The following is a 13,696-nucleotide window of genomic DNA, read 5'->3' on the forward strand; positions in this document are numbered from 1 at the left end:
TTAGTGTCCCTTCTGCATAGTCAGCGTTGCGGACGCGAGTTGTCCCGCGTGTGCCGGCATCGTCTTTTCGGCGGCCGGTTGCTCGTCGCCGTGGCCCTCGTCGGGGCCCTTGCGGATCGCGCGGATCATCAGGTACATCTCGACCGCGATGAAGATCGAGTAGAGCAGCACGAAGCCGACGAGCGAGAACACCATGTATTCGACGCTGTGCGTGGAAGCGGACATCCAGGTCGGCAGCATGCCGTAGACCGACCAGGGCTGGCGCCCGACTTCGGCGGTGATCCACCCCGTTTCGCAGGCGATGAACGGCACCGGAATCATCCAGGGGGCGAGCTTCAGGAAGCGGCGCCGGCGGTGCACGTCGCCGCGCAGCGAGAGAATCACGGCGATGACGAAATAGGCGAGCATGAGCAGGCCGCACGCCACCATGATGCGAAACACCCAGAACATCAGGAAGACGTTCGGCACCGTGTCCTTCGACGCTTTCACGATGTCGGCATCGGTTGCCTTCTCGACGTCCTGACCCGCCGCGTAGCGCTTGACGAGGAAACCGTAGCCGAGGTCGGCCTTGTGCGCCTCGAACTGGGCGAGCGCGGCGGCATTCGTCGGGTCCGAGCTCAGTACCTTGAGCGCGGCCACGGCCGGAATGCCGTTCTTGATCCGCTTCACTGCATCGGCCTGGATCTTGTCGACGCCCGGCACCACCGTCGTGAGGGTATGCGTGAGCAGCGGCGTCAGCACGTAGGGGATCTGGATGCTCCAGGCATTGCGACCTTCGCCGTCGACGGGCCACGCCGCGATGTTGAACGGCGCCGGCGCCTTCTCGGTCTGCCACATCGCTTCCATGGCCGCGAGTTTCGACGGCTGAGCGTGACCGCCGACGAAGCCGAGTGCGTCGCCCAGCGTGATTACGCCGGCCACCGACAGCACGCCGAACAGGCTCGCCATGCGAAACGAGCGCTTGGCAAGCTCGAGGTGCCGGCCGCGCAGCATGTAATAGGCGCTGATGCCCGTCACGAAGATCGCGGCCGTCACATAGCCTGCGATGCTCGTGTGAACGAACTTCGTCTGCGCGTCTTCGCTGAAGATGAGCGAGGCGAAACTCGTGAGCTCCATGCGCATCGTGACCGGATTGAAGGACGCGCCCTGCGGGTTCTGCATGAAGCCGTTGGCCACGAGAATCCAGAGTGCCGACAGGTTCGAGCCGAGCGCGACGAGGTAGGTTACGGCCAGATGCCTGCCTTTCGAAAGACGGTCCCAGCCGAACGCCATGAGGCCGACGAAGGTCGACTCCATGAAGAACGCCATCAGCCCTTCGATCGCAAGCGGCGCGCCGAAGATATCGCCGACGAAGCCCGAGTAGAACGACCAGTTGGTGCCGAACTCGAACTCCATCGTGAGGCCCGTCGCGACCCCGAGTGCGAAGTTGATGAGAAAGAGCTTGCTCCAGAACTGCGTGATGTCCCGATAGATCTTCTTGCCGGTGATGACGTAGACGGTCTCCATGACCGCGAGCAGGAACGACAGTCCCAAAGTGAGCGGGACGAAAAGAAAGTGATAAAGCGCGGTGGCGGCAAACTGCAGCCGCGACAGCTCGACCACGGTATCGCTAATCATGGGGTGCTCCGTTGAAAGCCATTTTCGAATCGTGTGCAGTGTGGGGAGCAGGGCCGGCCGGGTCATGTCCGATCGTGTCGGTCGAACATCATTGGGCCGTCGATGCGTGTGGTTTTGCGAAGTTTCTCCGATCGGGCTCGGGTCGTCGTAAAACGGACGTTTTCCCGATACTTGATTTTAGTTAAGCGCCGCGCGATTTCTTGCGGCATACCGTCGCAATTGCATTGGCAAATGCGCGCATCTCGTGTTGGACGCGCAACTCGCGCGCGGCGCGGCGCACGATTCTGTTAAGGTGCGGCCTGACGGCGCATTCCGATCCTCGCCACGTATTCGTTTCCTCGCGCATGAATCCCGATTCGAAACTCAAGAAAATTCTCGACGCCTGGCTTGCCGAGCGCGCGCGCAAGGTGCGTTCGCCGCTGCGCATGGCGGTGGCGATGGGACTCCTCGGCGGCGTGCTCGTGATCGTGCAGGCCGCGCTGCTCGCCTGGAGCGTCGATGCAGTCGTCATCCGCCACGCCTCGCTCGGGGCCGTCTGGCCCGCGCTGGCCGCCATGCTGCCGGTATTTGCGCTGCGTTTTCTTTTCGTGCGTGCGGCGGAACGTCACGCCTTCGTCGCGGCGTCGTCCGTACGCACGCAACTGCGCGCCGAACTCATGCGCCGCATCCAGGCGCTGGGCCCGCTCGGGCTGCAGCACGAATCGAGCGGGGCGCTGGCGAGTCATCTTGTCGCAGGCATCGAAGCACTCGAGGGCTATTACGCGCGCTGGCTGCCTAATCGTGCGTTGACGGCGCTGCTGCCGCTCGCGATTCTCGCCGTCGTGTTTCCCGTCGATTGGGTTTCGGGGCTCGTGCTGATGCTGACGGCGCCGCTCATTCCCGTATTCATGATCCTGCTCGGCAAGGACGCCGTGGAGGCGAATCAGCGCCAATGGCGCACGCTCGCTCGCCTGAGTGCGCGCTTTCTCGATACGCTCGCCGGCCTGACGACTCTCAAGCTTTTCAATGCCAGCCGCCGCGAGGCGCGCATGGTCGCGCGCGTGTCGGAGTCGTACCGGCAAAGCACGATGCAGGTGCTGCGCATCGCATTTCTCTCGTCGGTGGCGCTCGAATTTCTCTCGACTGTCAGCATCGCCGTCGTGGCCGTGTTGATCGGTTTCAACCTGCTCTACGCAAAGGTGCATTTTCAGCCGGCGTTCTTCGTACTGTTGCTGGCGCCGGAGTTCTACTTGCCGCTTCGCACACTCGGCACGCATTACCACGCGCGCATGGAGGCGATCGGCGCCGCGGAGCGCATCGCCGAAATTCTCGAGACGCCATTGCCGGGACTGCCGGAAAATGCCGGCCCGCTGGCCGAGGCCGCGGCGTACGGTATTCGTTTCGACAGCGTTGCATTCGAGTATGCGCCGGGACGCAAGGCGCTCGACGGGCTCACGTTCGCAGCGGAGCCGGGCCGCGTCACGGCGCTCGTAGGCCCGAGCGGAGCGGGCAAGAGTACGGTGCTGCATCTGCTGCTGCGCTTCGCGCGCGAGCAGAGCGGGGCGATCTGGATCGGCGATCAGCGGTTGGACGAAGTGGACGAGGCGAGCTGGCTCGCGAAGGTGGCTTGGGTGCCGCAACGGGCGCACGTATTTGCCGGCTCCGTGCTGGATAACCTGAGGCTCGCCCGGCCCGACGCGACGCTCGAGCAAGTGTGCGATGCCGCGCGGCTTGCCGGCGCGCACGCGTTCGTCACGGCCTTGCCGCGCGGCTACGATACACCGCTCGGCGAGCGCGGGATGGGCCTCTCGGGTGGGCAGGTGCAGCGGCTTGCACTCGCGCGTGCCTTCCTGAAAGACGCCCCGGTCGTCGTGCTCGACGAACCGACCGCGCACCTCGATGCGCACACCCAGGCCCATATTCACGAGGCGTTGCGCCGGCTTGCCGTGGGCCGGACGGTGTTGCTCGTCGCGCATCGGCCCGCCACTGCGCGGCTTGCCGACACCATCGTCGTGCTCGATGGAGGGCGTGCGGTGCAAAGCGGCAGCCACGACGCGCTCGTCGCGCATGACGGGCTCTATCGACGTCTGATCCGCGCGCATGCGGGCGAGGCGGCTACTTCGACTCTCACGCGTTCATGAACGATATGCAAACCACGGACGATCGCGGCGCGGACCAGGGCAGCGCCTTTTCGGCCCCGCAGGCGCGAGCCGACTTCCGGCGCCTCGTCTCGCTCTTTCGGCCTTATTGGCGATGGATGGCCGCCGGCGCTGCCGTGTCGCTCGCAACGCTGCTCGCGAACGTCGCGTTGATGGCGATCTCGGGATGGTTCATCGCATCGATGGCGCTGGCCGGCATCGCGCAGGCCGCTTTCGATTACTTCACGCCGGCCGCGGCGATTCGGGCCTGCGCCATCGTGCGCACGGCGGGGCGCTACGTCGAGCGGCTCGTCACCCACGAAGCCACGTTCTGGCTGCTCGCGCAGTTGCGCGTGTGGTTCTACGAGCGCGTCGAGCCGCTCGCGCCGGCGCGCCTCGCGGGCTTGCGCAGCGCCGAGTTGCTGAGCCGGATTCAGGCCGATATCGACAGCCTCAACCATGTCTATCTGCGCGTGATCGTACCCGTGGCCGTCGGCGCCGTCGCCTCGCTCCTCATCGTCGCCGCGACGGCGGCGTTCAGCCTCTGCGCGGCGGCCGTCACGCTGTTCTTCTTGCTTGCGGCAGGCGCGGCTTTGCCGGTCTGGCTGCTCCAACGAGCGAAGGGGCCCGCGTACGCCGGCGTGCAATGCCGGGCGCAGATGCGCGAGACGATCGTCGACACCGTGCAGGGCCTGGGGGAACTGCGCGTCTATGGAGGCGAGCAGGCTTACGCGGCTCGCCTCGATCGGCTTTCCGAACGGCTCGTGGCGACGCAGGCCGAGATCAGCCGCCTCAACGGTTTTGCTCAGGCCGCGATGGGGGCGGCGGCTTCGCTCGCGATGTGGGGCACGCTGGTTGTCGCGATTCCGTCCGTGGGCGACGGCACGCTGGCCCCAGCCCGGCTCGCGATGCTGGCATTGCTCGCGCTTGCGAGCTTCGAAGCCGTGATGCCGCTGCCGCTTGCGATGCAGGTGCTGGGCGAAAGCCTGGCCGCCGCGCGCCGCATTTTCGCGCTTGCCGATGCGGCCCCGGCCGTCGTCGACCCGCCCGAAGGGCTCACCCCCCAAGGCAGCGATCTTTCGCTGCGCAACGTATGCCTGCGTTATCGCGAGGATGGGCCGTGGGCGCTCGACGATCTCTCGTTCGATCTGCCCGCGCGGCAGCGCATGGCGGTGGTAGGCGCAAGCGGCGCCGGCAAGAGCACGCTCGTCAATCTGCTGCTTCGGTTCTGGGAGTACGAGGCCGGCAGCGTCCGGCTCGGCGGCGCGGAGCTGAGGCAATGCGCCGGCGAGGCCGTGCGTGCGCGCATTGCCGTGGTATCGCAGGACACGTACCTCTTCAACGCGACGATTCGCGAGAACCTGCTGCTCGCCCGGCCCGATGCCGACGATGCCATGCTCGAAGGCGCCTGCCGCACCGCGCAATTGCACGAGTTCATCGTGAGTTTGCCGCGCGGCTACGACACCGAACTCGGCGAAGCGGGCGCGGGACTTTCGGGCGGCCAGGCCCGCCGGCTCGCCATTGCGCGCGCACTGCTCGCGGATGCACCGATTCTCGTGCTCGACGAGCCCACCGAAGGGCTCGACACCGTGACGGAGCAGGCGCTCATCGGTGCAATCATGGCGCTGATGCAGGGGCGCAGCGTTTTGCTGATCACGCACCGGCTCAGTGCGTTGACCGATCTCGTCGATGAAGTGCTCGTCATGGATGCAGGGCGCATCGTCCAGCGCGGATCGCCGCAGGCACTGGCGGCAGCCGAGGGCCCGTTTCGCGAACTCGGGCGCGCGGGGGACGGCCTGCCGGTGCAATAGACGTCGCAGTCTCGGCGGGCCGGTGAGCGATCCGTTTCGGGTTGTCGCGGGGTAAGCCCTCATTGGGCCGCTGGCCCGCGCCTCGCTACAATCGGCGGGCCGGTGGGGCAAGTGACGCAATGCCGCAGCTCCCCGCCGGTACGGAGTCACGCGCAAGGCCTGCCGGCAGGCATCCCGATCCCCGGGGCGCCGCCGCTCTGCGCTTCGATGGAGTACACGAATGAAAACGGTACTGCATTTCGTCCTGCTGTCCCTCATCGCGATCGTCGCCATCGTCATCGGCGTGATCGTCGGCGATTACGGCGCGTGGTACTTCGCCTGGTTCATCGGTACCGTCATGATCGTGCTTGCCGCGGCGGCGGGCGGTGTGTTGTTCGATACGCAGCAGGCGGAGCGCGACGCGGCGCCGCAATGACGCCGCGCCTGCCGCGCAGTCGAATCCGCGGCAGTCGCTTGCACGCTGCCCGGAGGCGCCGTGGGCGGCGGGCGTCAGCCGGCGACGCCCGCGGTATTCGGCGCGAGCGGTTGCGTCATCACGCGATTGCGGCCCGCCAGTTTCGCTTCGTACAGTAATTGATCCGCCTGTTTGAAGAGCCGCGCGAGATCGGGGCGCTCCGCGCTCGAATGCGCGACGCCGAAGCTTGCACTCATGCGGCAGGGGGTACCTGAATCGGTTGCAAGCATGGCGTCGGCGATTTCCTGGCGCATGCGCTCCGCCATCGCCTGCGCTTCGTCCACGTTCTGCACGCGTGTCATGACGGCGAACTCTTCACCGCCGATGCGCGCCACGATATCCGTGCGGCGAAACTGCTGCCGGCAAAGGCGCGCGACGAGGCGCAGCGCGTCATCGCCGACGGCATGGCCGTGCGTGTCATTGATCCGCTTGAAGTAATCGAGATCGAACATGATCAGCGCGACGGGAGAGCCCGCGTCGTGCCCCTGCTCGCACATCGCGCGCGCCCGGCTTTCGAACGCCCGGCGGTTCAGCAATCGTGTCAGCGAATCCGTCTCGGCCATCGTCGCCAGCTCTTCGATGAGGCGGGCGCGTTCCGTCTCGAGGCGAGCCCGCGCGATGCTGTTTTCCTTCAGCGTGCGAATGGCTTCGAACATCGTGCGGACCTCGAGCCGCGAAAAGGTGGCAGGCACCTCGCGCGCATAATCGCCGGAGGCGATGGCGCGGATGCATTCGGTGGCCTGCACGAATGGCCGCACGATATCGCGCCGAAAGCCGATCGCCACCCACGCGAACGCCATCAGCAGTACCGCATCGCTTGCCGTCACCGCCAGCGCCGTGACGCGCGTGGAGTCGCGGCGACGCTGTAGCTCCGTCTGGGCCCTGGCCATCACGGCATCGCGAAAACCGATGATCGGCAGCATCGTCGGTACGTAGCGCTCGGCGAACTGCCCGGTCGACACACCGGCCCCGCCCGTGTGCTGTGCGCGCGCCTCCACCTCGCTCACGTACGTCAAGCCTTCGCCGAAGTAGCGCGTATTGATGGGGGCGAACGCTTCGACGCTCAGCGCCGGAAGATCGACCATGCGCACGTTAATGGCGGTTCGCAACTGCTCGATGCGTCCCCGCGTGTAGGCGATCGCAAGGCGCTCGTCGATCGTAAGCGGCCGCCCGAGCGCGAGCGCGGCCGTGAGCTGCGAACCGAGGCGCCCCGCGTGCTCGCGCAGATCGGCGGCGATGCGCGCGATCATGAGGCAATTGAAGACGCTCGGGGCGCCGCGCGCGACGAATGTCGTGCGGGAGACGGCGATCGGCCCGAAACCGTCGACGACGCGAAACATCCGCGCGATCACTTCCTCCACGGCGCGATCCCCGCGTGCGGCGCGGGGCAGCGCCGCCAGCCGGTCGGCCTCGGCCCGGGTTGCCGCGAGGTCGGCCTTGAGCTGCTTCACGGCGGCGTAGTCGCCCTCGCAGGACGGGCACTTCTCGGGCCGCAGCAAATCGAAGAGCTGCGCGAGCTGGTCGTCGCTGTCGATGCGGGCACGCCGCAGCAAGATCGTGCGCGTTGCCGGAACAGGCTGGTCTTCTCCGAGCACGCCATTCATCGGGCCGCGCTCGGCGGAGATTTTTTCCATCGCGCTCAGCGTTGCCCGGAACGCCCGAAAATGCCGCATCGATTCGTTGACGCGCGCGAGCGCCGTCCACTCGTAGGCCAGCAGCACGTACGAGAGTACGAGCATCGGCACGAGCGCGATCGCGACGCCGATGGCGAAGCGCCTTCCCATCGGCATTCGGGACAGCAGATTGTGAGTCATGACGCGTCCGGTCGCGCGCCTCGCGGCGCGGCGAAATCGTATAAGCCGCCAACGCGGCCGGCGGCTCGCGTCGTAGGCGTCCGGCAAACGTGGGCGGAATTGTTGGCAAGTGAATTAACGGCAGGGCGCGCCGATATCTTTATGTCCGTCGATGGGCACCGGGGCCCTGCGCCCCCGGCTCGCGGTAAGGATTTCCCTACCTGCGAATCCGGCCTTCCCTATCGTTGCCAAGCGTGATTGGCAGGCATAGTTATGCCCCGCCGTCACTGTTGATTGATCGGGTGCAACGCCCGCGCCGCGCCGAGCGCAGCGTGTCCGCCGTACATCGGCGCGATGCACCGTTCCCCCTTGGATTCCGGCGCACCTCGGGAGCGTCCATGCCGGAATCTTTTTAGAGCCGTCTCGCGACGGCTCTCTTTTTTTCGCCCGGCTTTCTCGCGCATGCGCCCGATCGCCCGGCTGGAATCCGCCGTTGGCGGCCTAAGGGTTTCCGAGGTCAGGATGTCCTGATAGCAAAATCAGACGGCGACTGGTGTATTTGCGTGGTTTTCCGATGATTTCGCGCCGCGATCGAGTGGCGAACGAGTGCACAATACGTCGAATGAAAACGGCCGCTTTAGCGAAGAGGTTATGTACGTCAGAGGATCCGTCGCGATAGCTCGCTTGCTCGGCACCCGGCACCAGCAACTGACGGTATGTGTTGTCGCTGTCGCTGTCGTTTTTGTAGGCGCTGCTGCCCGTTCGCCCGCGCCTGTGGCCGGCGGGCCGCGATCGCCAGGCGAATTCGAGCGGGGCGCCCCGGCTCTCGCGCCGCCCGACGGCGCGCTCGGCCATGCCGATCGGGTGTTCCCGTGAGCGGCGGCCACGATTGCGGGGTACCGGGCACCGCCTCGATCCTCATTGTGGACGATGCGCCCGACGATCTGGCCATCGTTGCCGCTCATCTCGCCCGATCCGGCTTTCGTGCACTCGTGGCCGCGAGTGGGGAACAGGCGCTCGAGCACGCTCGCGCATCGCGTCCGGCCTTGATTCTGCTCGACGTACGCATGCCGGGCATGGACGGCTTCGAGACCTGCCGGCGGCTCAAGGTCGATGCGCACACGCGCGATATTCCCGTCGTTTTCATGACGGCGTCGGACCATGTCGACGACATGGTCGAAGGATTTGCCGCGGGCGGCGTGGACTGTCTGACAAAGCCGGTGAGGATCGGCGAAATGACGGCACGTATCAACGTTCATCTGACGATGCGCGCGATGCATGAAACGCTTGCCGAGAGTAATCGCCGGCTGCGCGACGAGGTGGCGGTGCGCGAACAGGCCGAGCGGGAGCTCTCTCGCGCGCGCGACGAACTCGAAGAGCGCGTGGTCCTGCGCACGCGGGAGCTCGCGCGCGCAAACGCCGATTTACGGGCGCAGATGGCCGAGCGCGAGCGCACCGAGGCGAAACTCAAGCGCAGCGAGACGCGCCAGCGCATGATCGTCGAGGCGAGCCCGGTGCCGCTCGGGATCACGGCGCTGCGGGCGCGACGCATCCTTTATACGAACGAGTCGCTGCGCGAGCTCTTCGGGATGAGCGAGCACGAGCAGTCGCTGCTCGACCCCACGATCCTGTATGTCGACCACGATGCGCGCGAGCGGATGATCGCCGCGATCGTGCACGAAGGCGTCGTCGCCGACGGCGAAGTGCACTTCCGCCGCCTCGACGGCTCGACGTTCTGGGCGATCGTCACCGCGAGGCTCGGCACCTACGATGACGAACCCGCGATCTACTGGGGCTTCAACGACGTCAGCGCCCGCAAGCAGGCCGAGGAGCGGCTGCGTGCCAGCGAGGCGAGCCTCGCCAACGCGCAGAGGCTCGCCCGCATCGGCGATTGGAAGTGGGATTCGGAAAACGGCGTGACCCACGTATCGGACGAAACGCGGATCATCCTCGGGCTGAATGCGAACGACATCGGGTGGGCCGGCTTTCGCGCCTACATGGCCGCCGTGCACACCGAAGACCGCGCCGAAGTACGACGTGCCATGCGCCGGGCGCTGTTGCGCGGCGCGGCGCAGGCCGTCGATCACCGGGTGAGTGCGGCCGACGGCGGCATGCGCATCGTGCAAGTGCGTGCGCAAGTGGTGAGGCGGGCGCGCGGCGGACCGATCGAGGTTGTCGGCACGATCCAGGATGTCACCGAGCGCAAGCGCATCGAGCAGGCGCTCGTGGAGTCGCGCGAGCAGTTGCGCGAATTCGGCGCCTATATGGAAGCGGTGCGCGAGGAGGAGCGCAAGCGTATCGCGTTGGAGATCCACGACGAGCTGGGGCAGTTGCTGACGGCGCTGAAGATGGATGTCGCGCTCGTCAAGATGCGGCTCGCCGAGTCTCCCGAGCTGCTGACGAAGGTCACGGAGATGCGCGAGCTCGTCGAGCGCACGATCCTGATGGTGCGCAACGTCACGAACCATCTGCGGCCGGCGGCGCTGAACTTCGGGTTGGCCTCGGCCCTGGAGTGGCTCGCCGAGGATTTCAGCAAGCGCACGGGCATCTCATGCCAATTTCTGATGAACGCCGGCGAGCCCATCTTGTGCGATACGCACGCGACGGCCGTCTTCCGCGTCGTCCAGGAGTCGCTTACCAACGTCGCGCGCCACGCGGGGGCGACGCGGGTGCACGTATCGGTCACGCGTGGCGATCACGGTTTCGAGTTGCACGTGAGCGACAACGGTTGCGGTTTCGATCCGGCCGCGCCACGCAAACGCGACGCCTATGGCCTGTTGAGCATGAGCGAGCGGGCACGCTTGATCGGCGCCTCACTTCAGGTCGATAGTGCCCCTGGCGCCGGTACCGTCGTGTCGATTAGCATTCCTATACATCACGGGGAGCAAGGATGATTCGAATTTTGATTGCCGACGACCACGCGGTGGTGCGCAGCGGTCTGAAGCAGATTGTGGCGACGGCGACGGACATCGTCGTGATCGGCGAGGCGGTGAGCGGAGCCGATGTGCTGGCGAAGCTGCGTGCGAGCGAAGTCGATCTGCTGATGCTCGACATGACGATGCCGGGTATCAGCGGGGTGGACCTGATTCGGCGTGTGCACGGCGAATATCCGGACATGCCGATCCTGATTCTGAGCATTCACAACGAGGCACAGGTGGTCTCGCGGGCGTTGCGCGCCGGAGCCACCGGCTATGTGACGAAAGACAGCGATCCCGAAGTGTTGCTTGCGGCAATCCACAAGCTGGCGACGGGCGGGCGTTTCATCGATCCGAAGCTCGTCGACGCCATCGTCTTCGAGCGTCATTCGAGCGATGTGCCGCCGCATGAGATCCTGTCGGATCGGGAATTCGAGGTGCTGCGGCTTCTGGCCGCGGGCCGCAGCATCAACGATATCGCTGACGCCTTCGCGCTGAGCGCCAAGACGATCAGCACGCACAAGCGGCGGCTGATGCAGAAATTAGGGCTCAGCAACAACGCTGAGCTGATCCGCTATTCGATCCGCCACGGCCTCGTGGCGGAGTAAGTAGGTACTCAATGCAAAAGGCCGAATATGACACCCGCGCCCTCGACCGGGGTGAGGCCGAATTCGAAGTAGCCTTCGAGACGCGCGGCGGTGGCATTGTCGAGCTCGTATTCGGGCTCGATGTAGCCGATGCGCACCGCTGACTGGTACCAGGCGGTGATCCATTGCCGGAGCTCGGCTTCCCCGGGCGGCAATTCGTTCTCGTCATAGCTGACGGCGTGGGACGTGTTCATCATGTCGCGGCTCCCTCATGCTTGATTGATCGGTCTCTTATCGCGCCAGCCTCGCTTCGGGGCCGGCTCGCGGCAGCCGTGCCGGCCTGCTGCTCAAAAACGATGCTACGCGCATGTGCTCGGTTGATCGATAGGATCGCGCGGATTGTGGGGTAGGGAACAGCTCGTGCCGTTGTAGGGATTTCCTGGCAAGGCCTTGCCGTCACGCCGACGCCGCGCCGGGCGGTCGGCCTTGTGTGGCGCCGCCCAAGGGGTTGTGGCCGGCGTCGTTCAAGGGATCAGCCAGAGCGCGGCGGCGTATATCACGAGGGAAACGGCGAACGTGACCGCCGTGTAGCCCATCACGCGCTGAATCTTGATGCCCGCAATGGCGACGACGGGCACGGCCCAGAACGGCTGAAGCATGTTCGACACGTTCTCCGCCATGGCCACGCCCATGGCCGTGTGCGGCAGCGAGGCATGGAGGCTGAGCGCCGCCGGCAGCACGAACGGGCCTTGCACCGCCCAGTGGCCGCCCGCGCTGGGAATGAGCAGCGTGATGATGAGCGAGCTCAGATAGCTCCAGAGCGGCAGCGACGAGGCAGTGGCGACCTTGACGAACGTTTCGGAGATCGACGAAGCGAGCCCTGTGCCGATCATGATGCCCATGATGCCACCATAGATCGGATACTGCAGCAACATGGAGCCCGTTTGCCGCGCCGCGCGGCGGATCGAATCGGCGTAGGCGATCGGCGAGCGTTGCAACGCGACGCCCGCGAGCAGGAAGACGAGGATCGTCGTGTTGATATCGAGCTCGAACCCCTTTTCGTACCAGGTCGTGCCCAGATATCCGCAGCCGAGAGCGAGCAACACGAGCGAGCCGAGCAACGAGCGCTCGGCGCGTGCCGCGAACGACGTGGCCGGCGCTGCCTTTCCGTGGCCGTCCGGCGTGGCATCCCGGGTTCGTTCGGCTCCCTCGATTTCGTCGGGCACGAACGCCACGACGTCCTCGGGTTTGGGATGCATGTGGACGAAAATGAATGCCATGACTACGACGACCGCAACGGTCGGCACGATGACGAAAGGCGCGAAGACGGTCTGGCCGAGGCCAATCACGTGGCCGGTCGCTTTTTCGACGAGATTGAGTGCGTTGCCGTGCGAAGCCTGCGAGAGCGCGATCGAGCTCGACAGCCCGCTGTTGCATACGGACCAGGCCGAGTAGCTGCCGGCCACGAGCCAGGCGAAATCGACGTTGACGCGACGTGCGATTTCACGCGCGAGCAATGCGCCGACGACGAGGCCGAGCCCCCAATTGAGCCATGCGGACAAACCCACGACGGGAAAGATGAGCAGCGCGGCGCGTGCGGGCGTGCCGACCTTGGCCGCAAGTGCGCGCAAGCCGCGCTGAACGGGCGGTGCATCGGCGATCGCATAGCCCGTGGCGAGAATCAGGATCATCTGCAGCGCGAAGCCGAGAATTTTGAACGTGCCCTCGTACCAGGCACTGAGGATTGTCGGCACGCTGTGTCGGGGAGCGATGCCCAGCGCGAGCGCGATGACCACGAGCGTGAGCCCGAGGGAAAGCACGAACGGGTCGGGCATCAGCCGTTCGAATGCGTAGACGAGGCCCGCAACGAGACCACGTGCGGGGGCGCGCGTGGCCGGCTGGGCGGAGGCCGCTTTAAGAGAGGGGTTTTTCATGGCGTCCTTCCATTGGCGCTTTATTGCCCTCGTAGACGTGGGCAGGCGCGTTCTCTATGAGGTGTCTTTTGTGAATCCCGGTAGCCGTTGGGAGTTGCCCCGCAGGGCTACCGCTCCTGATCGCGGAAAAACGCGCGGTGCGCGCACCTGCGCCTGGGTACGGGCGTAGCTGCGCGGTGTTCGGTCACCGAACAAATAGCCGTTTTTCGGCCGTTCAATGTAGGAGCCGAGGTAGGGACGCGTCAATGGGACATCGGAAATAGCGTGCGGTGATCGGACGTGCGAACCGCACTCGTAAGCAGTGAGTCGGAACTTTGTAATGGTGGCCGGTTATACGTGCGGTTGGGCGGATGCGCGAAACGGCGTGCCGAATTCCGCTGAATCGGGGATGCAAGCATGGAATAATGGTATACCATTCGCCATGCGCGGTATGTGCGTGGCACAGGCAGGCATATCGGACGCAGAGCG

The 13,696-nt window shown here is 65.7% G+C and carries 9 protein-coding genes; 5 read left to right on the forward strand and 4 right to left on the reverse strand.

The window, feature by feature from the left end; all coding sequences use genetic code 11:
• The gene (locus tag U0034_RS18020) at positions 1-1,617 is read right to left on the reverse strand and encodes a cytochrome ubiquinol oxidase subunit I (RefSeq protein ID WP_085229486.1); all 1,617 of its coding nucleotides are present in this window, start codon (positions 1,615-1,617) and stop codon (positions 1-3) included.
• A 344-nt stretch (positions 1,618-1,961) separates the two neighbouring features.
• Here U0034_RS18020 and cydD point away from each other — a divergent pair, with 344 nt between their 5' ends.
• The 3 genes from cydD (at position 1,962) to U0034_RS18035 (ending at position 5,960) form a co-directional block, all read left to right on the forward strand.
• The gene (gene cydD, locus U0034_RS18025) at positions 1,962-3,737 is read left to right on the forward strand and encodes a thiol reductant ABC exporter subunit CydD (RefSeq protein ID WP_085229487.1); all 1,776 of its coding nucleotides are present in this window, start codon (positions 1,962-1,964) and stop codon (positions 3,735-3,737) included.
• A complete protein-coding gene (cydC, locus tag U0034_RS18030; protein ID WP_233211979.1) occupies positions 3,734-5,545 on the forward strand; it encodes a thiol reductant ABC exporter subunit CydC in 1,812 nt (603 codons plus the stop codon). The genes cydD and cydC overlap by 4 nt, the downstream gene beginning before the upstream one ends.
• A 220-nt stretch (positions 5,546-5,765) precedes the next feature.
• A complete protein-coding gene (locus U0034_RS18035; protein WP_085229488.1) occupies positions 5,766-5,960 on the forward strand; it encodes a hypothetical protein in 195 nt (64 codons plus the stop codon).
• Between the two features lie 74 nt (positions 5,961-6,034).
• Here the strand turns inward: U0034_RS18035 and U0034_RS18040 are convergent, their stop codons facing one another.
• Positions 6,035-7,813 carry a GGDEF domain-containing protein gene (locus tag U0034_RS18040; protein WP_233211978.1) on the reverse strand — a complete coding sequence of 593 codons (1,779 nt, stop codon included), beginning with the start codon at positions 7,811-7,813 and terminating at the stop codon, positions 6,035-6,037.
• Between the two features lie 851 nt (positions 7,814-8,664).
• Here U0034_RS18040 and U0034_RS18045 point away from each other — a divergent pair.
• Together U0034_RS18045 and U0034_RS18050 are read left to right on the forward strand one after the other, a co-directional pair.
• Complete coding sequence (locus U0034_RS18045; RefSeq protein WP_233211977.1) at positions 8,665-10,686, forward strand: response regulator; 2,022 nt, start codon at positions 8,665-8,667, stop codon at positions 10,684-10,686.
• Complete coding sequence (locus U0034_RS18050; RefSeq protein WP_085229490.1) at positions 10,683-11,315, forward strand: response regulator; 633 nt, start codon at positions 10,683-10,685, stop codon at positions 11,313-11,315. The genes U0034_RS18045 and U0034_RS18050 overlap by 4 nt, the downstream gene beginning before the upstream one ends.
• An 8-nt stretch (positions 11,316-11,323) precedes the next feature.
• Here the strand turns inward: U0034_RS18050 and U0034_RS18055 are convergent, their stop codons facing one another.
• A complete protein-coding gene (locus U0034_RS18055) occupies positions 11,324-11,551 on the reverse strand; it encodes a hypothetical protein (RefSeq protein WP_386092073.1) in 228 nt (75 codons plus the stop codon).
• 267 nt (positions 11,552-11,818) lie between these two features.
• The gene (locus U0034_RS18060) at positions 11,819-13,228 is read right to left on the reverse strand and encodes a TIGR00366 family protein (protein ID WP_085229491.1); all 1,410 of its coding nucleotides are present in this window, start codon (positions 13,226-13,228) and stop codon (positions 11,819-11,821) included.
• Between the last annotated feature and the right edge of the window lie 468 nt (positions 13,229-13,696).

The organism is Trinickia caryophylli (genome assembly GCF_034424545.1).
Classification (GTDB): domain Bacteria; phylum Pseudomonadota; class Gammaproteobacteria; order Burkholderiales; family Burkholderiaceae; genus Trinickia; species Trinickia caryophylli.

Excerpts from the sequence above, each read along its gene's own strand:
- U0034_RS18020 (WP_085229486.1), bottom strand. The coding sequence starts at position 1,617 with ATGATTAGCGATACCGTGGTCGAGCTGTCGCGGCTGCAGTTTGCCGCC.
- cydD (WP_085229487.1), top strand. The coding sequence starts at position 1,962 with ATGAATCCCGATTCGAAACTCAAGAAAATTCTCGACGCCTGGCTTGCC.
- cydC (WP_233211979.1), top strand. The coding sequence starts at position 3,734 with ATGAACGATATGCAAACCACGGACGATCGCGGCGCGGACCAGGGCAGC.
- U0034_RS18035 (WP_085229488.1), top strand. The coding sequence starts at position 5,766 with ATGAAAACGGTACTGCATTTCGTCCTGCTGTCCCTCATCGCGATCGTC.
- U0034_RS18040 (WP_233211978.1), bottom strand. The coding sequence starts at position 7,813 with ATGACTCACAATCTGCTGTCCCGAATGCCGATGGGAAGGCGCTTCGCC.
- U0034_RS18050 (WP_085229490.1), top strand. The coding sequence starts at position 10,683 with ATGATTCGAATTTTGATTGCCGACGACCACGCGGTGGTGCGCAGCGGT.
- U0034_RS18055 (WP_386092073.1), bottom strand. The coding sequence starts at position 11,551 with ATGATGAACACGTCCCACGCCGTCAGCTATGACGAGAACGAATTGCCG.
- U0034_RS18060 (WP_085229491.1), bottom strand. The coding sequence starts at position 13,228 with ATGAAAAACCCCTCTCTTAAAGCGGCCTCCGCCCAGCCGGCCACGCGC.